16 protein-coding genes are annotated in these 23,288 nt (G+C 46.8%); 11 read left to right on the top strand and 5 right to left on the bottom strand.

Translation table 11 applies throughout. The annotated features are described in order from the left end of the window. Window positions 1–368: 368 nt before the first annotated feature. Entirely contained in the window at window positions 369–2,741 is a 2,373-nt protein-coding gene (locus RGU75_RS03740; protein WP_322233141.1) for a hypothetical protein, read from the bottom strand. A 990-nt stretch (window positions 2,742–3,731) separates the two neighbouring features. Here RGU75_RS03740 and RGU75_RS03735 point away from each other — a divergent pair. The 10 genes from RGU75_RS03735 to RGU75_RS03690 all read left to right on the top strand — a co-directional run bounded on the left by RGU75_RS03735 (window position 3,732) and on the right by RGU75_RS03690 (window position 14,793). Next, window positions 3,732–4,520, top strand: coding sequence for a hypothetical protein (locus RGU75_RS03735; protein WP_322233139.1), 789 nt, complete (start codon window positions 3,732–3,734; stop codon window positions 4,518–4,520). Between the two features lie 89 nt (window positions 4,521–4,609). Continuing rightward, window positions 4,610–5,569, top strand: a complete 960-nt coding sequence (locus RGU75_RS03730; RefSeq protein WP_322233137.1) for an SDR family oxidoreductase — start codon at window positions 4,610–4,612, stop codon at window positions 5,567–5,569. A gap of 13 nt (window positions 5,570–5,582) precedes the next feature. Then, window positions 5,583–6,143 carry a sugar transferase gene (locus RGU75_RS03725; RefSeq protein ID WP_322233135.1) on the top strand — a complete coding sequence of 187 codons (561 nt, stop codon included), beginning with the start codon at window positions 5,583–5,585 and terminating at the stop codon, window positions 6,141–6,143. 64 nt (window positions 6,144–6,207) lie between these two features. After that, window positions 6,208–8,136 carry a nucleoside-diphosphate sugar epimerase/dehydratase gene (locus RGU75_RS03720; protein ID WP_322233133.1) on the top strand — a complete coding sequence of 643 codons (1,929 nt, stop codon included), beginning with the start codon at window positions 6,208–6,210 and terminating at the stop codon, window positions 8,134–8,136. A 315-nt stretch (window positions 8,137–8,451) separates the two neighbouring features. Then, window positions 8,452–8,772, top strand: coding sequence for an H-NS histone family protein (locus tag RGU75_RS03715; RefSeq protein WP_322233131.1), 321 nt, complete (start codon window positions 8,452–8,454; stop codon window positions 8,770–8,772). A gap of 446 nt (window positions 8,773–9,218) precedes the next feature. After that, on the top strand, window positions 9,219–10,613 hold the full coding sequence (locus tag RGU75_RS03710; protein WP_322233129.1) for a phosphomannomutase/phosphoglucomutase: 1,395 nt from the start codon (window positions 9,219–9,221) through the stop codon (window positions 10,611–10,613). A gap of 21 nt (window positions 10,614–10,634) precedes the next feature. Next, window positions 10,635–11,660 carry a lipopolysaccharide heptosyltransferase I gene (waaC, locus tag RGU75_RS03705; protein WP_322233127.1) on the top strand — a complete coding sequence of 342 codons (1,026 nt, stop codon included), beginning with the start codon at window positions 10,635–10,637 and terminating at the stop codon, window positions 11,658–11,660. A 63-nt stretch (window positions 11,661–11,723) separates the two neighbouring features. Then, window positions 11,724–12,593: a Kdo hydroxylase family protein gene (locus RGU75_RS03700; protein WP_322233125.1), complete on the top strand. Its 870-nt coding sequence runs from the start codon at window positions 11,724–11,726 to the stop codon at window positions 12,591–12,593. Continuing rightward, the gene (waaA, locus tag RGU75_RS03695) at window positions 12,593–13,906 is read left to right on the top strand and encodes a lipid IV(A) 3-deoxy-D-manno-octulosonic acid transferase (protein ID WP_322233122.1); all 1,314 of its coding nucleotides are present in this window, start codon (window positions 12,593–12,595) and stop codon (window positions 13,904–13,906) included. Before RGU75_RS03700 ends, waaA begins: the two co-directional genes overlap by 1 nt. A 125-nt stretch (window positions 13,907–14,031) precedes the next feature. Then, entirely contained in the window at window positions 14,032–14,793 is a 762-nt protein-coding gene (locus tag RGU75_RS03690) for a YdcF family protein (RefSeq protein ID WP_322233120.1), read from the top strand. Window positions 14,794–14,911: 118 nt separating this feature from the next. Here the strand turns inward: RGU75_RS03690 and RGU75_RS03685 are convergent, their stop codons facing one another. The 3 genes from RGU75_RS03685 to RGU75_RS03675 are packed head-to-tail and all read right to left on the bottom strand — an operon-like array spanning window position 14,912 to window position 20,779. After that, window positions 14,912–16,372 (bottom strand): efflux transporter outer membrane subunit, encoded by a 1,461-nt coding sequence (locus tag RGU75_RS03685; protein WP_322233118.1) that lies wholly within the window; start codon window positions 16,370–16,372, stop codon window positions 14,912–14,914. After that, window positions 16,365–19,517: an efflux RND transporter permease subunit gene (locus RGU75_RS03680; protein WP_322233116.1), complete on the bottom strand. Its 3,153-nt coding sequence runs from the start codon at window positions 19,515–19,517 to the stop codon at window positions 16,365–16,367. Before RGU75_RS03680 ends, RGU75_RS03685 begins: the two co-directional genes overlap by 8 nt. An 11-nt stretch (window positions 19,518–19,528) precedes the next feature. Next, the gene (locus RGU75_RS03675; RefSeq protein ID WP_322233114.1) at window positions 19,529–20,779 is read right to left on the bottom strand and encodes an efflux RND transporter periplasmic adaptor subunit; all 1,251 of its coding nucleotides are present in this window, start codon (window positions 20,777–20,779) and stop codon (window positions 19,529–19,531) included. A 269-nt stretch (window positions 20,780–21,048) separates the two neighbouring features. Here RGU75_RS03675 and RGU75_RS03670 point away from each other — a divergent pair, with 269 nt between their 5' ends. Continuing rightward, a complete protein-coding gene (locus tag RGU75_RS03670) occupies window positions 21,049–21,684 on the top strand; it encodes a TetR family transcriptional regulator (protein ID WP_322233112.1) in 636 nt (211 codons plus the stop codon). A gap of 275 nt (window positions 21,685–21,959) precedes the next feature. Here the strand turns inward: RGU75_RS03670 and RGU75_RS03665 are convergent, their stop codons facing one another. Continuing rightward, window positions 21,960–23,240: a TolC family outer membrane protein gene (locus RGU75_RS03665; protein ID WP_322240204.1), complete on the bottom strand. Its 1,281-nt coding sequence runs from the start codon at window positions 23,238–23,240 to the stop codon at window positions 21,960–21,962. Between the last annotated feature and the right edge of the window lie 48 nt (window positions 23,241–23,288).

Raw genomic sequence — 23,288 nt, 5'->3', positions numbered from 1 at the left:
CAAATCATGCAGAAATTTGGTGTTTATGGGTAGAGGGTACTGAGGGAACGCTTACCTTTAAACCGAAAGGCGAAATATAGGTATGACTGCTGCTATTTCGCTGAAATACTCTCTGCGCAGAAGTTCGTTGCTCGCCGATTGGCCGAATTTTTCACGGCCAGCCAGCGAAATGGACGTTGCGGGTCCTAATTTATTTGCGTAACATCAAGATCACAATCGAATTTGCCGAATTCTTGAATTGAATCTGCGGATATTAAAAACAGGACATGCTAACTTGATGCCCTGACAAGTTGCATTCGGAAGGGCGCCCATAGCGCCTACTCGATGAGATGTAGAGCTTTTAGAAAAATTAATTTTGTTAAGAAAGCTTATCGGGAAAAAGTCACTGGCAGGTGAAACTGTGGACATGTCATAGTCTTTCCAAGGGTTTTGATAGCTAGACCAAGGCTATAGTTTCCTCGTAAACTGGATACGTTCGCGACCATGCTGTAGCCCGAATTATTAAGGCGGGAGTCTTTAAAGTGAGAACCCACGTCAGCTCGCAGAATACGGCGCGTATTTAAATATCGACGCTTCCCATTCTCGTCTGTCAAGGTTATGTAGACTGCCTCCGGCAATGTAGCCTTTTCAATCGAATCTGCAAGCCAACCTTTAACTCTCAATAAATTTGCGATCACTATCCCCGCAGACCTCGGAGGCTTGTCGTTCACCATGTCAATCACACCGTTACATTTCTCTGAGGTCTGCACGTTAATGTTCAAGAGCTCATCATCAAAATCACTAAATTCGGATTTGTAAATTTCTGAAACATTAATTTTAGATACCGGCTTAATTTCACTCAAGGTCGCCGTATATTTTCCGCTCCAAGACTTGATCCCGTCATAATGCGATGACACTGAGAAAGATTCCACCATCTTTTCACTCAAAAACTCTGGCTTTCCGTACAGCATTCCAAATTCTAGTGTATTTTCTATTAAGGGAGATATCAAAAATCCTGACTTTGCCATGTCAGATATAATTCGGAACTCCTTTTTACTACCATTTTTTAAATTAAGAGTGATAAATAATTGGCTGGGTTTAAAGAGAATACTCATTAACCTTCCAGCGATGGTCGGTGCGAATTCCAATTTGGCAAATAATTGATTTGGAGAATTAGGCAGATTTATCTTCTCACCGAAGCTCCGCTCCATTTTTTTGACATTTATAAATTCAGGTTTGTTTGTTATAGGTTTTTTCCGAAAAACCAAAAAATTATTTTTTATTTCCAGTGGTTGATAATTTTGAATAATAACAGGCCAGCTAACACCATCATCAAGAGAGGGCATTCGACCATCGATTAAATCTACTTTAAAAAAGATGTTTTCTGGGGCTTTCGAACTCAATAAGTAATCTTTATTTAGTTCTGCAAATTTGGCGCTGTAAGCCATGTAGCTTTGAAATATTGGTCTTGGAGACCATAAATTCCCGGATGCAATTAAGTAAGATTGGTCATATGAATAAATATCTGAGGTCCCTTGAACAAGGGGAAAAGATGCCTCGACGCGAATTTTCTTTACGGCAGCATCAAATTGAACGTTCAGCCAATCTGGGTTAATTATCCTTTGTCTCGCGCCCTCCCAAGCTGAAAAATACGTTAAGCCAATGTTTCTCCCGATATCCACCATAGATGTACGAAAGTAGCTATGGTTTATGTAGTTCCAAGAAATAAACGCAATGATTATTACAGGGAAAATGCTTCTTCCATTTAAGAAAATTGGTAGCAACAATGCACCAATTAGGAGAGAAGTACTAGCTATGATGGTGTGAGTATCGTGACGAGTGAATCCCCCCTTGAATGCAATGAATAAGAATAAAAAATAAACTATAGCTAGGAAGAACTTCGAAATAAGATCAATTTTATTTTGGAAAAAGATAGCTAAGAATATAAGTATTGAAGTGACACCGTAAGCGATAATTTCTTTAATATCGCCATCCACTGCCAGCGCTTCGGAATATCCGGAAATCACATTGAGCATAGATGAGAAATATGTTGCCAGATTATCTATGGGTTGCCCCGCGGCTACCCAAAATAGAGGCATCGAAATGGCGGGTGACATTGTGCAGATTATCGCTAGTATTTTTTGTTTTTTAATAAAACAATATAATGCACAAATAAATGTTGTCAGCGTGCACAGCACCAACATAGTTCCTTTTATTAATGGCAAAAAACCCAACCCCATAAAAATTATAGCAATAGACAGTGGGATTAATTTTTTATTATCTCGTAGTTCATTATTAGTCGTTATAATTATGAACGTCGCTAATCCGACAATTAGCGGTAAAGAGAAAAGTAGGGCATCTCTGGAGTATATTGATGCAAATAAAGCTGTAAATAAAGTAAGCTGCCATGGCCATTTAAGGCGACGCATTAATATTGAGCAACAAAATGCGTATGACGCTACCAAGTACAAACTTCCCATCAACATTATGAAATCTGTCGAAGGATGGTATTCTTTGGTATAGATAGATGCATAAGGCCCAAAAGTATAAATAATTTGCTTGCCAAATTGGAAGCCTTGCGCCACAGCTTGATTGAGCGCGAATTGCCAAGACGGATCGAGACCACCGGATGGCATAGCTGGAGAAAGCGGAACAAATATTGAAGCGATGGTAATTAACAATATCAACCACATAGAGAATTTGATTACGAAATCATTTTTCTTTGGACTGATATCTTGTTTATTATTTAAAAGGATGGACATCTCGATTTCTACTATAAAATTAAATGCTGGAATTTAAAAAAATGCGTATCTACTTAAAGACGGGCTGTTTAGATCGGCAATCGAAATATTGAATTCATGCCTGTATCCACCGGATATTTGAGTATTTTGATGTGCCGAGTGTATACGAGTAGTGGTGAATAATCGAATCTTGCCCTAGGGAGTGTATTGCGCGATAAGGCGACGGCGTTTGGTGCGACCTAGGACGGAAAGGTGCGTTTAGTGGCGCGCATTCGTTTTACATTTGTCCGCATTAGCAATGCGTAACGTTGGTCGACAAAATAGCGCTGTAAGCTATGCGCCCATTGCAAACTTTGAAACTGTACGTTTCCCGACCTTGGTTCGACGGCATAATCTTGCTGCTATCTGATGGCTCGGGATCGGGTTATGCGGAAAAAGCTGTCGACAACGGCCTTGGCGGTGACGTGTTCCTTGTTGGACAGCATATGGGTGTTTGACTAATGTTCTAATGGGAGAGCTTTACCAGCGGCCTTGTTAAGGTCAGTCTTCCAATGGGTGGGGAGACACGGTCCGCCGATACTTTCAAAAATTGGATAAATGTGCTTGGCATGCTAGAACTTAGCTACGGAGACTAGTATCAGGACTTTGCTGTATGCGCGTCTGATTGCCATGTCATGGGCGATTATGTGCTTGGGTTCACCGCGCGGAGCCAAATAGATAATGTTACAGACAGTCTCTTCAGACACAGTTTTTTCAAATTGTTGCGGCCGAAGGTGCGTGAATTTGCTGTGATGAGCAGAGAGGTTTCGCTGCTAATCGTACTCGCTGAGATTAGGAAATAAGTTTGGCAACAGACGAAGGGGGCAACGGTCATCCCTTATGCTCAAAATTAAAGCTGCCTGAATCGTTAAGTATTCGTAAATTATCGCCATGGCGTCAACTTATAGTAGCAAGAATTTCACTTGATATTTAGGAGCGCCGTGTTCCATTTAATTGTTTACATCAACCCTCATGCAAAAAATATTTTCAATATCAATAGTGAGTCATGGTCATAAAAAATATATTGAAGAACTGATTCAAAATATAAGAAAAATTAATAGGGATGATGTCGAAATTATTCTGATTAGTAATATACATGAGAAATTTGATGTTGATTATGATGGACTTTCATTTCCTTTACGATTGATCGAAAATAGCACGCCAAAGGGCTTTGCCGAGAATCATAATTTTGCCTTTAACTTTAGCAATGCGGAGAACTTCGTCATTCTCAATCCAGATATAAAATTGCTCCGAGATCCTTTCGACATATTGTTGGCTCTTCTTAAAGAATCACCTAATAGCATCTGCGCACCGTTGGTCCTTAATGAAAAAAATGAAGTTGAGCCAAGTGCTCGACATTTTCCAAGCCCCTTTTTGTTGTGCAAAAAATTGTTAAGTCGACTTTGTCATTTTTCATTAAAACCTGAGGCGCTCGTTGATACAGAAGATGTAATCATGCCTGATTGGGTGGCAGGAATGTTTATGGTAATTCCGCGCGAAATCTATGCTAGTTTGCATGGATTAAACGAAAAGTATCATATGTACTACGAAGATGTAGACTTTTGTGCTAGGGCTCGTTTGGCTGGGTATAAAATTTTAGTTAGTAAACATGCCAAGGTTGTTCACGATGCGCAGCATGATAGTCATCGCAAAATACGCTACTTGTTATGGCATTTAAGCAGTGCTTTTAAATTTTTTTTATCAAGCGCTTATTTGAAAATTAGTTGGAACCGTATCGTAGATAAGTCATCTAAACTTTGAAAAATTCCGCTGTAAGAAGGAAACGTCACATAGGCTAACGAGATTTTTATAACGAATAGCCATACATATCTATGGAGCACGGTCTGGAATTGCAAAATAAAAAAATCGATCATGCGATTCTACTCACTGGCGCCAGTGGATTTGTTGGGCGCGCGTTATCTTTAAGATTGATTGAGCTTGGAGTAAAATTGATTTGTGCTGTCAGGGAGCCTTTTTCTTTGCCAGACGCTCAAATGGAAGTCATTCTAGACATTAACGAGAAAACCGATTGGTCGCGATGCCTGGCTGGAATTGATACGGTCATACATGTGGCAGCGCGCGTTCACGTGATGCAAGAAGTCTCCGGCGATCCTCTTGCTGAATTTAGACGAGTGAACGGTGCTGGCACATTAAATCTTGCTAAGCAGGCTGTGGAATCCGGCGTAAAGCGATTTATATTTCTCAGTTCGATCAAAGTTAATGGAGAGGAAACGATCAACGGCGTAAAACTCACAGAGAAAGATATTCCAAACCCCCAAGATGCTTATGGAGTCTCTAAATATGAGGCGGAATTAGGGCTATTTCAAATAGCCAAAGACACAGGATTAGAAGTTATTATTATTCGTCCGCCCTTAGTATATGGCCCAGATGTAAAGGCAAATTTCGCGAGTATGCTGCGTTGGGTTTACTCGTGGGTTCCTTTGCCATTTGGGGCAGTGAAAAATAAACGAAGTTTTGTCTACCTTGGAAACCTGATAAGTTTAATTATCTGCTGTATTGAACATCCAGATGCGGCCAACGAGATATTTTTTGTATCCGATGGAGATGATTTATCAATTTCCGAATTACTTAACGCCTGCGCAAAAGCGCTTGGTAAGCGCTCTCTTTTATTCTCTGTACCTCCTGTTGTATTAATGTTACTTGCTAGTATGTTTGGAAAGCGTGCAACGGCGCAACGTCTTTTAGGCTCCTTGCAGGTTGATATAAGCAAATCCAAAGAGCGGTTAGGATGGATACCACCGATATCTGTAAATGATGGCTTAAAGGAAACAGTAAGGCGTATATTTTAAATATGGTCATTTTATGAAGCGTCTTTTTGATCTATTTCTGGCTATAGTGGCATCTATTCTTTTGTGCATTCCTATAGTTTTGATTGCTTTATGGATTTTTATCACGTCGAAAGGGCCGATTGTGTATTGGTCAGACCGTATTGGTCGTAATAATAAAATTTTTCGCATGCCTAAATTTCGTACCATGAAAATAAATACGCCAGCTGTAGCTACGCATTTACTGATTGATGCAAATAAATATTTAACACCGAACGGCTCTTTTCTAAGAAAGTCCAGTCTGGATGAATTGCCGCAATTGTGGAGTATTTTTCTTGGAGATATGAGTTTTGTCGGGCCTCGTCCAGCATTATTTAACCAAGAGGATCTGATTACATTGCGTACTGAGTATGATGTTGATAAGATGAGACCAGGTTTAACTGGTTGGGCTCAGGTTAATGGCCGTGATGAATTGCCGATTCCAGAAAAAGTGAAATTAGATATTGAATATATGCAAAATTGTTCAATATTTTTTGATGTTAGAATAATTTTTCTCACTTTATTAAAAGTTGTGCGTAGGGATAATGTTACACATTAAAATGATTCGATGAACGTTAGCTCCGATTATTATTGATGTTATATACTTTGATTGAATTATTTATATGATTTGGTTTCTAAATTTGTCACGAATTTACAAGCAATTTATAGCGGTAATATTAGATGTTATCTTTCTGCCATTGACATTCTGTCTGGCAATTTGGCTGCGTTATGATTATCTCAATCTTCCCTTGCTTCTTCAATATAAATTATTGCTCGTCGCAACGCCAATAATATCTATTCCTGTTTTTATCCGATTGGGTTTATATCGGGCGGTCATTCGGTTTATAGATCACAAGATTGTTTACGTTGTGGTGTTCGGAGTGTCTCTTTCCGTGATCACGCTGGCAGCATTGGCGACATTTACACAAACAGGCGGATATTCACGCGCGGTATTTGGCACCTACTGGATAAGTACGATTTTGTATCTGGCTGCGAGTCGATTTATTGCACGCGCTTATTTGTTACAACTGAGCGGTTTCATTAGAAATAGTGGAGCGGTGCGAGTGGCTATTTATGGCGCAGGGCAGGCTGGTTCGCAATTGGCGATCGCTTTGCGCACCGGTAATGAATATTTGCCAGTGGCATTTGTTGATGATAACAAAGAGCTGCATAACGCCACTATTGCGGGTATTAGGGTATTTTCGGCTGGTGAACTGCGTGACCTGATTGTGCGTTACGACATCAAGGAAGTATTAGTCGCTATTCCTTCACAGACCAAGGCGCAGCAAAAGCGTATCCTAGATCATCTGGAACCACTCAAAGTAAAAATTAAAGTAGCACCGCCGATTAAGAGTTTAATCAATGGCGAGTTACGCGTGCAGGATATTCGCGAAATTGAGATTGAGGATTTGCTTGGTCGCGACCAGGTTGATCCTGACCCTGATCTGATTTCCGCTTGTATAGTGAATAAATCGGTCATGGTGACCGGAGCGGGCGGATCAATTGGTTCTGAACTATGCCGCCAGATTATTCGCCAACGCCCATCGCATTTGATTTTGCTTGAAATGTCTGAGTTTGGATTATATTCAATTGAGCAGGAGTTGGTGGAGCTAAAGCAGAATCTTGGAATTGAGCTGGAGTTATTGCCTTTTCTTGGTTCGGTACTTGATACGCAAAAATGCGAGCGTATTATGCGTACATTCTCTGTTGAAACGGTTTATCATGCTGCCGCTTATAAGCACGTTCCGTTGGTCGAACATAACCCTATAGAGGGTATCCGGAACAATGTTTTTGGAACGTTAAGTTTGGCTAAGGCGGCGATGGCAGCGGGAGTCAAATCGTTTGTTTTGATTTCTACTGACAAGGCGGTGCGACCTACGAATGTTATGGGTTCTACCAAGCGCTTCGCCGAATTGATATTGCAGGCCTTTTCAAGGCTCCAGGCTAAATCACCGTCACGTACACGTTTTTGCATGGTGCGTTTTGGCAATGTCTTGGGCTCTTCCGGCTCGGTAGTGCCTCTGTTTCGCAAGCAAATTATTGCTGGTGGGCCTATTACATTAACGCATCCAGAGATTATGCGTTATTTCATGACAACGCCTGAAGCAGCACAATTGGTTTTACAAGCTGGCGCAATGGGTGAGGGGGGAGATGTATTTGTTTTGGATATGGGCGACCCCGTAAAGATTGTTGATTTGGCTAAACGCATGGTGCATTTGAGTGGGCTTGAGGTTTTATCTGACTCTACGCCGGACGGCACTATCGAAATTAATCATGTTGGCCTGCGTCCCGGTGAAAAGTTATATGAAGAATTGTTGATTGGGGAGAATGTCGAGGGAACCGAGCATCCACTTATAATGCGTGCTCAAGAACTAGAGATTCCTTGGGTCGTATTGCAGGAGTTATTAGCCAAGTTGGATATTGCATGCGATCAGTTTAATTTTGAAGAAGTTCGTACTATACTGTTGCGTACGGTAGCAGAATATACGCCGCAATGTGATATCGCAGATTTCATTTGGCGCATTCATGAAACTAATGATCGCGCTGCCTGACTTCAAATTGTATTAATAAACCAGTATATACATTTTGAAATGAATAGATAATTTGGTTTTTTTATAGAATATCGTATTGGCGAAAACGACATTTATTGCATGATTCGCTATTTGCATCGAAAACTACTAAATTATTTTTAGTATTTTCAGCATAATCGACTTTGGTGTTCAGCCTTTACAATCCGTTGATAGTACATCATTCGATATCAGTAAATTCGCAGTAATTTTCAATATAATGATTGGTTGAATTTTTGCGAAACTATATAAGTTAACCGCATGTGCAGTTTTCAATGAACCTCAAATTACGGAGTAATTATGGATTTATCAGGCCTAACGGTTGCCCAGTTACGGGTATTGCAAGAGCAGGTTAAGCAGAGCTTGAAGGATCGTGAGCACGAAGAAATGACGAAAGCGCGTGAGCAAATTCTAGCAATCGCTCAAAGTGCGGGTATTTCCTTGAAGGATTTGCTAAGTACCCCGCCACGTAACAAAAATACGGCAACGAAAAATAAAGTCGCTGTGCGTTACCGCAATCCTTCTGATGCATCCCTGCAATGGACTGGTCGTGGTCGTCAACCGAAGTGGATACAAGAGTGGGTTTCATCGGGCAAATCGCTGGATGCGCTGCACGTATAGTCCTTATTGGTAAGTACTTCTAAGAGTCACGCTTTTTGAGTTAATAACAGATAGCCAAATTCTGGTGGTATAGGTTGCCTATTGAGTTGATGAACTTAAGAAGACGGTATTAAAAGATTGATGTACATGTAAGCTGGCTGGTGGGTCCTATCGCCTATGCTGCGTGCCAGCGTCAGATATCAAGACCTGAGATGTGCTGTATTTAATTCTTTGTACAACCTCACTTCATTAGTACTAACGCTCAAAGTTTTACCGTCTTTGTTTCTTTGTCTGAGATGGCGAATCTATTCTGTAAATGTGAATAGACAAGAATCCGTTGTGTCTTTTTAAGGAGATTGATGAGAGCTGTCGTACTACAAGTGCAAAAAACTTTCAGCAGCTTGGAAATAACTTCCTTGCGATCGTTTGTTCCTCATCGTTCACTTTAATTCCTTCGTAGTAAATCTATGCTCCCACTCCAAAATTCGATATTCAAAGCCTACGACATCCGCGGTGTTATTGGCAAAACGCTTGACGCTGGCATCGCGCGTCATATCGGTCAGGCTTTTGGCCTAGCGGCCATCGCTAAGGGGCAAAAGACAGTTGTGATCGGTCGTGATGGCCGTTTATCTGGCGCCGAAATGACCGCGGCCCTGGCGTCAGGGTTACAGGATGTTGGCGTCGACGTGATTGATCTCGGTGTCGTCGTCACGCCCATGGTGTATTTTGCGACCCATGTGCTGGACACACAATCCGGCGTCATGGTGACTGGCAGCCACAATCCTCCCGATTACAACGGCTTCAAAATGGTTTTGGCGGGCGAGGCGATTTATGGCGAAACCATTCAGGCACTGTATCAGTCGATTGCGACGGATGCGGTTAGCCGCACGGTCGAGCAGACGCAGAATGTGGGGCATTACAGCACGCACGATATCAAGGACACCTATCTGCAACGCATCCTCAGCGACGTGACGTTGGCAAAGCCGATGAAGATCGTTGTCGATTGCGGCAATGGCGTGGCGGGTGCGTTTGCTGGTGAACTGTATCGCGCCCTCGGCTGCGAAGTACAAGAATTGTTTTGTGAGGTGGACGGAACATTTCCGAACCATCATCCCGATCCGGCGCATCCGGAGAATTTGCAGGATGTCATTCGGGCGCTGCAAACCTCTGACGCAGAAATTGGCCTGGCGTTCGACGGCGATGGCGATCGTCTGGGCGTTGTCACCAAAGATGGTCAGATCATTTATCCGGATCGCCAGTTGATGCTGTTTGCCGCTGATGTGCTGACCCGTCATCCGGGTCAGGAAATTTTGTACGACGTTAAATGTACGCGCCATCTGGCGCCATGGATTACGCAGCACGGTGGCAAGCCGCTGATGTGGAAAACCGGCCATTCACTGGTGAAAGCGAAGATGCGCGAGACCGGTGCGCCGTTGGGCGGTGAGATGAGTGGACATGTGTTCTTCAAAGACCGTTGGTATGGTTTTGACGACGGCTTGTATGCCGGTGTCCGCTTGCTGGAATTGTTGAGTCGGGAGAGTGATCCTTCAGCGGTGCTGAACGCACTACCGCAATCGACTAGCACGCCGGAATTACAATTGACCTTGGCCGAGGGCGAGAACTTTACGCTGATTGCCGCTTTACAGCAGCAAGCGGAGTTTCCCGGTGCGGATGACATTATCAAGATTGATGGCTTACGCGTGGAATATCCGGATGGCTTTGGATTGGTGCGGGCATCGAATACCACACCGGTGGCAGTCATGCGTTTTGAGGCCGAATCGGAAGATGCACTAGCGCGCATACAAGCAGAATTTAAGCGGGTGATTCTAGTAGTTAAACCCGATGCAATATTACCTTTTTAACATTTTTGTACTGAAATTTGCTTGAACATCCTCATCGTTCGTGTTTCCTCGCTAGGCGACGTAGTGCATAACATGCCCATGGTGTCTGACATCCGACGCCATTTTCCTGATGCCAATATTGATTGGGTCGTGGAGGAAGGTTACGCTAGTTTGGTACGGCTTAACTCAGACGTGCGTAGAGTCATTCCGTTTGCGTTGCGACGCTGGCGCAAAAGCCTGCTAACAGTGGCGACGCGGGGAGAAATGTCCGACTTTAGACGTTTGCTTAAGCAAGATGCTTATGACGTTGTTTTTGATACGCAGGGATTGTTGAAAACAAGTATCGTTATGCGAATGGCGCGTATCGCAGAAAATGGCAAACGGGTTGGATTGGCAAACGCGACGGAGGGTTCTGGCTACGAACCGATATCGCGTATTTTTCATACGATGAGTGTTAAGGTTGATTTGCGTACGCATGCAGTTTTGCGTGCGCGTCAGGTTGCAGCCCAAGCGTTGGGTTATAGCGTTGACGGCCTGGCAGATTTCAATCTGAAGATGCCAGACATCCCACTTGAACAGTCGCCAACGTGGTTGGCGGGTGCTCCTTATGCTGTTTTTTTTCACGGCACTGCACGCGCCGAAAAACAGTGGGCGTTTGCCAATTGGGTACGCATCGCTAAAAAATTATCAGAATACAAGATGACAATATTGTTGCCTTGGGGCAGCGAGGCTGAAAAACAAACGGCTGAGAAGATGGCCGCACAAATGCCTAACGCCTACGTACTTCCTAAATTACCGTTGATGGAAGCGGTCATGCTGGCCCAGCGAGCATCTTTAGTGATCGGTGTCGACACCGGACTAACGCATGTTGCGGCGGCTTTTAACCGTCCGACTATTGAGTTGTACTGTGATTCGCCACGCTGGAAAACGGAAGGTAATTGGTCCCAGAATATTGTTAATTTAGGGGATGAGGGCCGATCGCCGACGGTTGATGAGGTCATATCCGCCCTGGACACTCTACTGAAGTCGGTGGATGACTTGGACGCACCCTCTGGACTTTTGGCCTAAACCACACATCGATTATTGACCTTAACAGTTCACCCAGCTAACACAACACGGCATAATACGGCGATGGAACAACAAATTCTCGAAATCGACTGCGCAGACTGGCACGTCGCCACCCCCGACAACGCTTGGATCGCGGCACTTGAAGCGGGGAAAGTATTGTATTTTCCTCGGCTTGCGTTCGATTTGATGCAGGATGAACGGCGATTTTTGTCGCCAACTATCCTTGATCCTAAAAGCCGCAATATCAGTCTCAATGCTGATGGTGTTATCAAAGGCGTTCTTGGGGATGCCGCTGATCAGGCAGCAATGGCTGCGATGGTGGGACGTTTTCGAGTTCAGGCGCGGCAGTTAATTGAATCTTTATTACCCGCGTATAGCGCTATCGTGCGATTAGCACCGACCAGTTATCGACCGATGCAAGTCGAGACACGTGCGCAGTCGTGGCGTGCCGATGACAAGCGGATGCATGTTGATGCGTTTCCTTCCCGCCCTAATTATGGCGAACGTATTTTGCGTGTATTTGCCAATCTGAATCCTGACGGAGTACCACGCGTATGGCGTGTGGGCGAGCCGTTTGAGGATGTCGCAAAACGATTTTTACCGCAGGTGAAGGCTTATTCTCGCTGGCAAGCGCGTGTGCTTAAAGCGGCCCATGTGACCAAATCTCTGCGCAGTGAATATGATCATCTGATGCTGCAATTGCATGACAGCATGAAGTCGGATATGGAATATCAGCGCAGTGGACCGCAAGTGACGATGCCTTTTGCAGCCAGTTCGGTGTGGGTGTGTTTTTCTGATCAGACGCCGCATGCGGTGATGTCTGGGCAATATATGATGGAGCAGACCTTGCACTTGCCCGCAGCAAATCAATATGATTCCAACGCTAGTCCATTAGCTATTTTGACGCGGCTAACCGGCCACAGTCTGATTTGATGCGGGCGCATTGGTATCGCCTGCTTTATTCTTTTGTGTGGTGGTTAATCATTCCGCTGGCGCTGTGTCGCCTTTGGTGGCGTGGTCGCAAGGAGCCGGGATATCGGCAGTATATTCCGGAACGCCTGGGATTTTATCCGAAGCTAAATAATGGTGCTGTATACCCGACGCCCTCCTATATATGGGTGCATGCGGTATCCGTCGGAGAAACACGGGCGGCTGAACCACTGGTGAATATGCTACTCGCCGATTACCCGCAACACACGATCTTGTTGACGCACATGACCGCGACCGGTCGTGCAACCGGACAGGCGCTGTTTGGTACCTCAGCGCGTGTAGTACAAAGTTTTCTGCCTTATGACACGGGTTGGATGGTGGGTCGATTTTTACGTCATTTTTCGCCGCGCTTGTGCGTCCTGATGGAAACCGAAGTCTGGCCGAACATGATTGCACAATGCGCCCGTTATAAGGTTCCGGTAGCGTTGGTCAATGCGCGGTTATCGGAGCGGTCATTGCGACGCGGGAAAAAATTTGAGACGCTGATGACTGAAGCCGCGCATGGAATTTCTTGCGTTGGTGCGCAAACGAAAGAAGATGCGCAGCGGTTGCAGCAACTCGGTGCCAGCAGCGTGACGATTACCGGTAATCTTAAATTTGATGTCGAACCGTCAGAGGATTTAGTACGCATCGGTATTGCTCTGCGTCATCAAATAGGGTTACGCCCAGTGCTGTTGTGCGCTAGCACGCGGGAGGGCGAGGAAGCACTCATCCTTGCGGAGTTGTGCAAAGCGGAGAGGGCGCTTTCGATCGAAAACCTGTTGCTGATCATCGTTCCACGTCATCCACAGCGATTCGATGAGGTTGCCAATTTGATCACGGCGAATAAATTACTAATGGCAAGACGATCAGCCTTGGGAAACGACCAACTTAAGCCGGAAATCAAGGTGCTGCTCGGCGACTCGATGGGGGAAATGTTTGCATATTATGGCGCCTCGGATATCGCATTTATTGGTGGAAGTCTGATGCCGTTAGGCGGACAAAATTTGATCGAAGCATGTGCGGTTGGTAGGCCCGTCCTGATTGGTCCTCATACTTTTAATTTTGCCGCAGTGACGGAGCAAGCGATCGCTGCCGGTGCGACTGTGCGGGTAACGGATGCGGGCGACATGCTCGATGTAGCGAGTCGATTATTGCTCGCTGATCAAGAGCGTGAGACGATGGGGCGGCACGGCAGCGAGTTCGCGCGACTGCATCGTGGCGCGACGGCCAGGACTTTGGCGCTGTTGGCTTTGTTACTGTCGTCGCTACAATAGATAGAATCTGCACTAGTCGGTTTTCGCCAGATTCGGGAAATAGTCACGAATGACTTTCCCGCAAACTCGCACATTTGCGCATCCATGCAAGCCATAACTATCTCGAGCGAATTGAAGAATACAAAATGCACATTGCTCTTATTATCAATAATCTTGTCAGTACATTTTTGCTTCCACCTACGAGTTTGATGTTGGTCTGTTTTCTGGGCTTGGCTTTACGTCGCCGCTACTCTCGTTGCGGGTTATCGCTCAGTGTTGGTGCACTGATTATTTTGCTAGTGATCAGCACTAAAGCAGGTTCTTTATTGTTTGTCGCGCCGTTAGAAAATCAGGCGCCTGTTCTCAATATGAAATCAATCGGGGACGCGCAAGCTATCGTCGTTCTTGGTGGCGGTCGGTTAGCCAATTCTCCGGAATATGGCGATGTTGATAGTCCCAGTTACGTGACGTTAGCCCGACTGCGCTATGCGGCCAAACTGCATCGAGAAACTGGCTTGCCAATATTAGTCACTGGCGGACAACCAGAAGGTGGTGGAGAGTCGGAGGCGGCGGTGATGGCGCGCTCTCTGGAGCAGGATTTTGGTACGCCAGTGAAATGGATCGAGGACGCTTCCGATAACACGGCGCAAAATGCTTCTCTGTCCTACGCAATTCTCTCTCGGGACAAAGTGAAGCATATTTTGTTAGTGACGGATGCGATTCATATGCCACGTGCGCGGATGATTTTCAAGCAAAGTGGTTTGGACGGAATACCTGCGCCGACGGTATTTTTTAGTCGTAGCCAACAGTCATTGTTGGATTTTATGCCGACCGGAGAAGGGCTTCGCCGCAGTTATTATGCGTTGCATGAATGGATCGGTATCGTGTGGTACAGGTTACGCTATTGATGTCATCTATCGCGAGTGATATTCCATAGAGTCATTAAAAAAGCCCGCAAGGATTAATCCGTTGCGGGCTTTGTTCTAAGTGAATTTCTTCCCTTTACAGATGTATATCTTTACGATTTTATTTTACTGTCTGCTTCGACGTGACCACCGCTATGGGCGCTTGTGTCGTTTCGTTCAAGCCGCCACCCAATGATCGATACAAGTCAATCGCGTTGTTCAAGCGCAATTGACGCGTCTGGATCAATGCTTGCTGAGCAGAAAACAGATCGCGGTCTGCGTCCAACATTTCATTAGAGCTGGCAATGCCGTTCTTAAAGCGCAGGTCGGTCAATTTAACGCGCTCTTGCTGCGCGACTAAAAAGGCTTGTTGTGCATCCAATTGCTCATCAAGTGCACCACGTGCAACCAAGGCATCAGCGACTTCACTGAACGCGGTCTGGATGGTTTTTTCGTAGTTGGCGACGGCAATGTTTTTACGTACTTCCGACAACGTCAGATTAGCGCGATTACGTCCGCCCTCAAAAATCGGCAGCGTCAGTTGCGGGATAAATGACCAGGTACGACTACCCGCTTCAAACAGACTACCGAGTGACGAACTGGCATTACCGATCCCAGCAGTCAGAGATATTTGTGGGAAGAACGCAGCGCGGGCAGCGCCGATGTTTGCGTTGGCAGCACGCAGTTGTTGTTCGGCAGAGCGAATATCAGGACGCCGGATCAGTAAGTCGGACGGCAAACCGGCAGGAATATCCGTCACGATTTGCTGAGACTCCAGCGTTTGTGGCGCTGGAAGATCAGTCATTGGTTTGCCTACCAATAATGTCAGCGCGTTGGTTGCCTGACCGCGTTGACGGGCCAATGTGGCAAATGAAACACGAGCAGACTGCACTAGTGTTTCGGATACGCGTAAGTCGAGTGCTGATGATGCGCCTACTTCAAATCGCATTTTTGCTAGCTTATAGTCCTGCAATCGGCTGTTCAACGTTTGTTGCGCCAGTTCTTGCTGTTCCGCATAGGACCGTTCCGCCAGATACGCTTGAGCGACTTGCGCAACGAGGGTAATTTGTACTGATCGGCGCGCTTCTTCAGTAGATAGATAACTTGCCAGTGCCGCATCTTTCAGGCTACGTACACGCCCAAAAAAATCCAGCTCAAACGCAGTCATATTTAATCCGACTGAATAAGCATTGCCGACCGGCGCTTGACCGGGAAGCAATTGATTAGCGGCAGAGCGACTGCGGGTCTTGCTGAGATTGCCCTCAAAATTTGGCAATGCATCAGCAGCGGTAATGTTGTACTGCGCACTTGCCGCTTCGATATTCAGCGCTGCCGTTCGCAAATCACGGTTGTTGACGAGTGCTGCCGCAATCAGCGTTTGAAGGCGCTGGTCGGGGAAGAACTGACGCCAGCCCAGTGCAACCGCATCAGCGTTTGATTGCGTTGTTGCAAACTCCTCGGCAGGGAAAGTCCCCGCCACTGGCGCTGTTGGTCGCTCGTAAGTTGGGGCCATGCTGCAACCCGATAGCACGCCTGCCAGCAGCAGAACGCTGGTCAGGTGTTTTGGTAAAGAATTAAACATGCTGGTCCTCCACATCAATTTTTTTGTTGGCCGCATACATTTTGTTCTGACGCTCGCTGCCCTTGAAGAATTTACGGACCACAACGAAGAAGACTGGCACCAGGAATACCGCCAAAACGGTCGCCGTAATCATCCCGCCCATCACGCCGGTACCAATCGCACGCTGACTGCCTGAACCCGCGCCGGTCTTGATGGCTAACGGCAATACACCGAGGATAAACGCCATGGATGTCATCAAAATCGGTCGGAACCGCAAATGTACTGCTTCGAGTGTTGCTTCGATCAATCCCTTGCCTTGTGCCTGCAAGTCTTTTGCAAACTCAATAATCAGAATCGCATTTTTCGCAGACAAACCGATGACGGTAATCATCCCGACTTTAAAGTACACATCGTTCGGCATGCCGCGCAACGTCACACCCAGCAATGCGCCCAAAATACCCAACGGCACCACTAACATCACGGCGAATGGAATAGACGTGCTTTCGTACAACGCAGCCAATACCAGGAATACCGCAATCAGGGACAACAGATACAGCATCGGCGCTTGTGATCCGGAGGTTTTTTCTTCCAACGATTGCCCGGTCCACTCAAAGCCAAAGCCCGGGGGCAATTTGGCCGTCAGCGCTTCCATTTCGTCCATTGCTTCACCAGTACTATGGCCTGGTGCTGCGCCGCCCGAAATTTTCATTGCAGGATAGCCGTTATAGCGCGTCAGTTGCACCGGTCCACTGATCCAATGCGAGGTGGTAAAGGCTGACATTGGCACCATCGATCCAGTTGTATTTTTGACGTACAGTTTAGCCAGATCTTCGGGGTGCAGACGTTGCGGTGCATCAGCTTGTACGATCACACGTTGTTGGCGTCCCTGATTTGGGAAGTCGTTCACGTAGGCCGAACCTAGCGCCACCGATAGCGTGCTGTTAATGGCATCGAATGTCACGCCCAGCGCATTCGCTTTGTCGCGGTCAATATCAAGTTGTAACTGTGGCGCATCTTCCAAACCTTCAGGGCGAATACCAGCCAGAATTTTACTTTTCCCAGCCATACCCAGCAATTGATTACGGGCCGCGATCAACGCGGCGTGCCCTAAACCAGCGCGGTCTTGTAAGCGGAAAGTGAAGCCCGTTGCGTTACCCAATTCCGGGATCGGTGGTGGATTCAATGGAAAGATAATTGCATCTTTGATTTTAGAAAAAGCACCAAATGCTGCGCCAGCTATCGCATCGGCAGATTCACTCGGGCCACGCTGACTCCAGTCTTTTAGCGGAACGAAAACCAGGCCAGCATTTTGCCCATTACCAGAGAAGCTGAAGCCGGTAATCGCAACCACGTGCGCAACGGCAGGTAACTTGGCGTAATACGCTTCGATTGTCTTGATCACCTCCAAAGTACGATTCTGGCTTGCACCAGCGGGCAATTGCACGTTGGTGACGATATAACCCTGATCTTCACTTGGCAGAAATGACGCTGGCAAACGCGCATAAAGTAAGCCAACGCAGACGACGATCGCACCATAGACCAGCATGTAACGGCCGGTTTTGGTGAGCATCTTTGCGATAATTCCTTGATAGCTGGTAGTGGTGGCGTTAAAGCGACGATTGAACCAACCGAAGAAGCCTTTTTTCTCGTGATGATGTCCCGCTTCCACTGGCTTCAGGATTGTGGCGCACAATGCTGGTGTCAGCGTAAATGCCATCAATACAGAGAAGAACATCGACGCGACCATCGACAACGAGAATTGGCGATAAATCGCACCAACCGCGCCGCTGAAGAAAGCCATCGGGATGAATACTGCGATCAACACGAGCGTGATACCGATCAACGCACCGGTAATTTGTCCCATTGCCTTACGTGTTGCGTCGCGCGGCGACAAACCTTCTTCGCTCATGATGCGCTCAACGTTTTCGACCACCACAATTGCATCATCGACCAAAATACCGATTGCCAGCACCATACCGAACATGGTCAGTACGTTGATCGAGAAGCCGAACAATAGCAGCGTAGCAAAAGTACCCATCAACGCCACCGGCACCACAATGGTCGGAATCAATGTGTAGCGAATATTCTGCAAGAACAGATACATCACCAGGAACACCAGGATGATCGCTTCAATCAGTGTTTTGACCACTTCTTCGATCGATATTTTGACGAAAGTTGAGGTGTCGTATGGAACGGTATATTTGACGCCAGCCGGGAAGTATTTAGACAACTCTTCCATTTTGGCATGCACTGCTTTAGCGGTGCCTAACGCGTTTGCCGTTGGGGACAACTGAACACCGACGAATGACGTTGGCTTACCATCCAGACGACCCGAGGTGGCATACGATTGGCCGCCGATTTCAATACGCGCGACGTCACGCAGACGGACGATTGAGCCGTCTTTGTTAGCGCGTAGTTGAATATTGCCGAATTGCTCAACTGTATTCAGTTGACCGGTAACAACGACAGTGGCAGAGATTTGCTGCGTGCCCGGACTTGGCAAATCACCGATAGTACCGCCAGCGACCAAGGCATTTTGCGCCTGAATGGCACTGGTAACATCACCCGGTGTAAGATTCAGACCGACCAATTTAGCAGGATCAATCCAGATACGCATCGCGCGTTCTGTACCAAATAACTGCGCTTGACCAACGCCAGGAACGCGTTTGATTTCATTGAGCACATTGCGCGACAAATAGTCGCCCAGCGCGACTGGATCAAGTTTGCCATCGGTAGAAGATAAGCCGATGAACATCAAGAAGTTACTACGCGACTTTGTGACCTGTACACCCTGTTGGGTAACTGCTGCTGGCAGTCGGGCTTCGACCCGTTTCAAGCGGTTTTGAACGTCTACCGCTGCCAGATCGGCATTGGTATCAGGCGAAAATGTCACCGTGATTTGCACGGCGCCGTTTGCCTGGCTTTGTGATTCAATGTATTGCAAACCGTCCGCACCGTTCATTTCCTGTTCAATCAGACTAGTCACACTATCATCCAGAGTTTGTGCTTTCGCACCTGGATAGTTGGCGCTGATGACGATCGTAGGCGGCGCGATGGACGGATATTGTGCAACGGGTAATTGCGTAATGGCTAAAGCACCCCCGAGCAGGATGAAAATAGCGAGCACCCAAGCAAAAACCGGGCGATCAATGAAAAACTTTCCCATCTGGGTGCTCCTTATTTAGCGGTAGAGGTTGCCGAGGCGGCGGCTGCGCTTGCTGCCGCTGCCGGTGCGGCCGCTGGTGTTGGCATGGTCGTTGTTGTAGCGGTCTCTGCGACTGCTGGATTTTTCCATGGGACTGGCTTAACGACGACACCCGGTTTGATTTTTTGCAAACCTTCCACGATGACTCTGTCGCCGGTCTTCAGGCCTTCCGTGACGACCCATTTATCACCTTGGGCATTGTCTGCTTTGATAGTTCGCGCAACCACCTTGTTGTCAGCATCTACGACAAAGACTGTCGCGCCTGTCATATCCCGTGTGACCGCTTGTTGCGGTACTGTGATCGCCTGATCGTTGACGGCTTGTTCCAGTTTGGCGCGTACGTACATGCCGGGCAACAAACTATGGTCAGGATTAGGGAATTCAGCACGGATGCTGACCGAGCCGGTAGTCGGGTCAACCGTCAGATCCGAAAATAGTAATTTGCCGCTTTGTGGGTAAGTGCTACCGTCTTCCGTGACCAGTGTGACTTTCGCCTGTCCTTTGCCGACGCTTTGCAATTGACCGTTTTTCAACGCTTGCTGCAGTTTCAATATGTCAGTGCTGGATTGCGTCAAATTGACGTAAATAGGGTCGATCTGCTGTACGGTTGCCAACTGGGTAACTTCGCCTTGCCCAACCAACGCCCCTTCGGTTACCAGCGCGCGACCGATACGGCCGGAAATCGGCGAATTGACCGTGGCATAACCAAGGTTGAGGCTAGCAGTCTGGCGTGCGGCCTTGGCAGAAGCAACATCAGCCGCGGCTTGTTTTTGTAACGCTACCGCGTCGTCATAATCTTGCTTGCTCACCGCATTGGCTTCTACCAACGGTTTATAACGTTGCGCTTTGAGGGTTGCCTGAGTCAGATTGGCGTCTGCTTTTGCCAATGCTGCTTGCGTGCTCTCAAAGGTTGCCTGTAACTGCGCAGGGTCAATGCGGAACAAAATTTGACCGGCTTTCACGTCGCTTCCTTCGACAAAGTTACGCTTGAGAATAATGCCGGCGGCGCGCGCACGCACTTCTGCAATGCGGGTCGCTTCCAGGCGGCCTGGCAACTCTGAGGACAGCGCGAGGCGTTCAGGCGCGATACTAATAATCGATACTTCCGCAGGCGGCGGTGCGCCTGGCGCATCTGGTTTCTTACCGCAAGCGGCAACCGCTGACAATACTGCTATGGCTAACGCTATCCGCGTAAAACGATATAGTGAGTTGACTGAATTCATAAAATTTCTCGCACAAAAAGTGAATAAGTATCGTGAATAAGTACGGCAAAAGTACGTTAAATAAGTACCGGTCATGCTGAGGGTGGTGCGGAGTTGACGTTGACCAAAATACGGAATGTAAAGCGCCGGGCTACTATATGGTCCTGACGCTTCAAGTTAGTCGGCAAGACGCCGCGGATGTGCTATTATACATACATTCATGAATGTATGTGTTGTTCGTGGCAAAAATGTTGCACCTGCACACTACATCGGTTCGGAGATAAATAAAAATGGCAAGATGTACAAAAGAAGAAGCGCTGGAAACGCGCTCACGCATTTTGGATGCAGCGGTAGACGTATTTTATGCGCAAGGTGTAGCGCATACTTCCCTTGCCGACGTAGCCAATGCCGCCGGTGTTTCTCGTGGTGCAATTTATTGGCACTTCACCAATAAAAGTGATTTATTCAATACGATGTGTGAGCGCGTCCATCTGCCGATGGAAGCGCTGATTCGTAACAGTGCTGAAGAGAGTTCAATTGACCCACTCGGACAATTCCGAAGCTGGTGCTTATTTGCATTGGGCGAGGGTGTCAACAACGTACAGACGCGTAAGATTTTTGCCACGATTTTGCATAAGTGCGAATTTGTCGATCCAATGGATCCTATCTATATGCGCCAGCAAGAATGCTTTCTGGAGGGGCGCATCAATATTCAACGTATTTTGCGATTTGCAGTGGCAAAAGGGCAATTGCCGCGCAATCTTGATACCACCTTGGCCGCGATTACGGTGCAGGCGCTGTTGTCAGGGGTACTGGATAATTGGTTGTTCAGCCCAGATAGCTTTGATTTGGGTGAGCAAGCAGTCAACATTGTTGATCTTTGTATCCACGCCTTAAAAACTGCACCCACTTTGGAAAAAATTTGATCTGAAGCAGATCCGAGGATTTGCTTCAATCAAAGTCGCTTCATGATGTAAATAATTCATTACTCTAGATTAATCGTGGAGTTCTGAATCAGATAAAGTTGGCATGAAGGTCGAAAAGGTTTGCAACGCTTATCTGCGACAGCAGTGACCTATATTTCTGGATATTTAAAGCTGCGAGCGCCAATGAAATGATGCACTGCTGAATGTCAGTGATCTTTCTGCGACTGGTACTGCGATCAGCTTCGTGACGCGTTTATAAGGCCCAAGTGCTATGTCTAATAATAAACGGGGACCAACAATGTATTAACCTGTACCAGGTCGTTTTCTTTCAGAGCGCCGGTTGCAGCTTTCAGTTTTAGGCCATTCATCAACGTATCGTAACGTACCTTAGCCAAATCACGGCGGGTGGAAAACAACTGTTGCTCCGCATTCAATACGTCAATATTGATACGTACCCCGACCTGATAGCCTAGCTTATTCGAGTCCAGCGAGGACTGGCTGGAAATTTCTGCCGCTTCCAATGCTTTTATCTGCGCCAATCCGTTACTTACTCCTAAATAGGCCTGGCGCGCGTTCAACGCTGCCGTCCTGCGGGCATACTCAAGATCGGATCGTGCTTTGTCTTCCAGTGCGACTGCCTGTTTTACTTCGCTGTTAACCGATCCGCCTGAGTACAGCGGAATCGTCCATTGCACGCCTATCGCATTAGATGTGCCTGAACCATTCGAAAATTGGTTATTGTTGCCATTAATATTAGAGAAATTACGGCTTGCGACCAGATCAACAGTAGGTAAATGTCCGGCGCGCTTTAACTTGATTTGGCGTTTTGCCGCTTCAAGCGAAATTTGCTGGCCCAAAACGCTGTAATTTTGTTGTTCTGCAATGCCAACCCAAGGCGTAATTTGCGCAGGTTCCGGGGCACTGAGCTTGACGCTAGGACGCAATGTCGCCAGCGGCGCGGGTGCTTGACCGCTGATTTGTTGTAACGTGCTGCGTGCAACTTCCAGATTGTTATTTGCCGCGATTTCTTGTGCTAGTACCAGATCAAAGCTGGCTTGCGCTTCGTTGGTATCGGTAATAGTCGCGCTGCCAATTTCAAAATTGCGTTTAGCGGAGGCTAATTGCTCTGCGATGGCGCTTTCTTGCGCTTTTAGAAAGGTCAGCACGTCTTGCGCTGCCAATACATCAAAGTAAGCTTGTCCGACGCGCAATATCAAATCTTGCTCGGCCTGAAAAAATGTAACTTCGCTGCCAGCAACGGAGAGTTTTGCTTGTTCATATTGCTCCCAATTCGCAGGACGATAAAGCGGCTGAATTAATTGCAGAGCATATTCGTTGGTGCTCTTATTCCAGTTATCCCCTGATCGATTGTAAGCCCCACTTAGTCCAATTTGCGGCAACAGACCTGCACGACCCTGAACACTGGTTTCCCGGCCAGCCGTTAATGCATAACGGGCACTTGTATAAATTGCATCATTAGCAAGCGCTTGATGATAGGTTTGCACCAGATCAAGTGCCTGTGAATTAAAAGACGATAAAGCGCCGACCACTAGCATCAGTCCGCCTAGCAAATTGCCATGGCGCTGACGCATCAACTTTGCTTT

This window comes from Glaciimonas sp. CA11.2, from assembly GCF_034314045.1.
Lineage (GTDB): Bacteria > Pseudomonadota > Gammaproteobacteria > Burkholderiales > Burkholderiaceae_D > Glaciimonas.
This window is presented reverse-complemented; position numbering and strand designations above follow the sequence as displayed.

What these genes read in the sequence shown, in the direction of transcription:
- RGU75_RS03740 (WP_322233141.1), bottom strand. Translation starts at nt 2,741, where the DNA reads ATGTCCATCCTTTTAAATAATAAACAAGATATCAGTCCAAAGAAAAAT.
- RGU75_RS03735 (WP_322233139.1), top strand. Translation starts at nt 3,732, where the DNA reads ATGCAAAAAATATTTTCAATATCAATAGTGAGTCATGGTCATAAAAAA.
- RGU75_RS03725 (WP_322233135.1), top strand. Translation starts at nt 5,583, where the DNA reads ATGAAGCGTCTTTTTGATCTATTTCTGGCTATAGTGGCATCTATTCTT.
- RGU75_RS03720 (WP_322233133.1), top strand. Translation starts at nt 6,208, where the DNA reads ATGATTTGGTTTCTAAATTTGTCACGAATTTACAAGCAATTTATAGCG.
- RGU75_RS03715 (WP_322233131.1), top strand. Translation starts at nt 8,452, where the DNA reads ATGGATTTATCAGGCCTAACGGTTGCCCAGTTACGGGTATTGCAAGAG.
- RGU75_RS03710 (WP_322233129.1), top strand. Translation starts at nt 9,219, where the DNA reads ATGCTCCCACTCCAAAATTCGATATTCAAAGCCTACGACATCCGCGGT.
- RGU75_RS03700 (WP_322233125.1), top strand. Translation starts at nt 11,724, where the DNA reads ATGGAACAACAAATTCTCGAAATCGACTGCGCAGACTGGCACGTCGCC.
- waaA (WP_322233122.1), top strand. Translation starts at nt 12,593, where the DNA reads ATGCGGGCGCATTGGTATCGCCTGCTTTATTCTTTTGTGTGGTGGTTA.
- RGU75_RS03690 (WP_322233120.1), top strand. Translation starts at nt 14,032, where the DNA reads ATGCACATTGCTCTTATTATCAATAATCTTGTCAGTACATTTTTGCTT.
- RGU75_RS03685 (WP_322233118.1), bottom strand. Translation starts at nt 16,372, where the DNA reads ATGTTTAATTCTTTACCAAAACACCTGACCAGCGTTCTGCTGCTGGCA.
- RGU75_RS03680 (WP_322233116.1), bottom strand. Translation starts at nt 19,517, where the DNA reads ATGGGAAAGTTTTTCATTGATCGCCCGGTTTTTGCTTGGGTGCTCGCT.
- RGU75_RS03675 (WP_322233114.1), bottom strand. Translation starts at nt 20,779, where the DNA reads ATGAATTCAGTCAACTCACTATATCGTTTTACGCGGATAGCGTTAGCC.
- RGU75_RS03670 (WP_322233112.1), top strand. Translation starts at nt 21,049, where the DNA reads ATGGCAAGATGTACAAAAGAAGAAGCGCTGGAAACGCGCTCACGCATT.
- RGU75_RS03665 (WP_322240204.1), bottom strand. Translation starts at nt 23,240, where the DNA reads ATGCTAGTGGTCGGCGCTTTATCGTCTTTTAATTCACAGGCACTTGAT.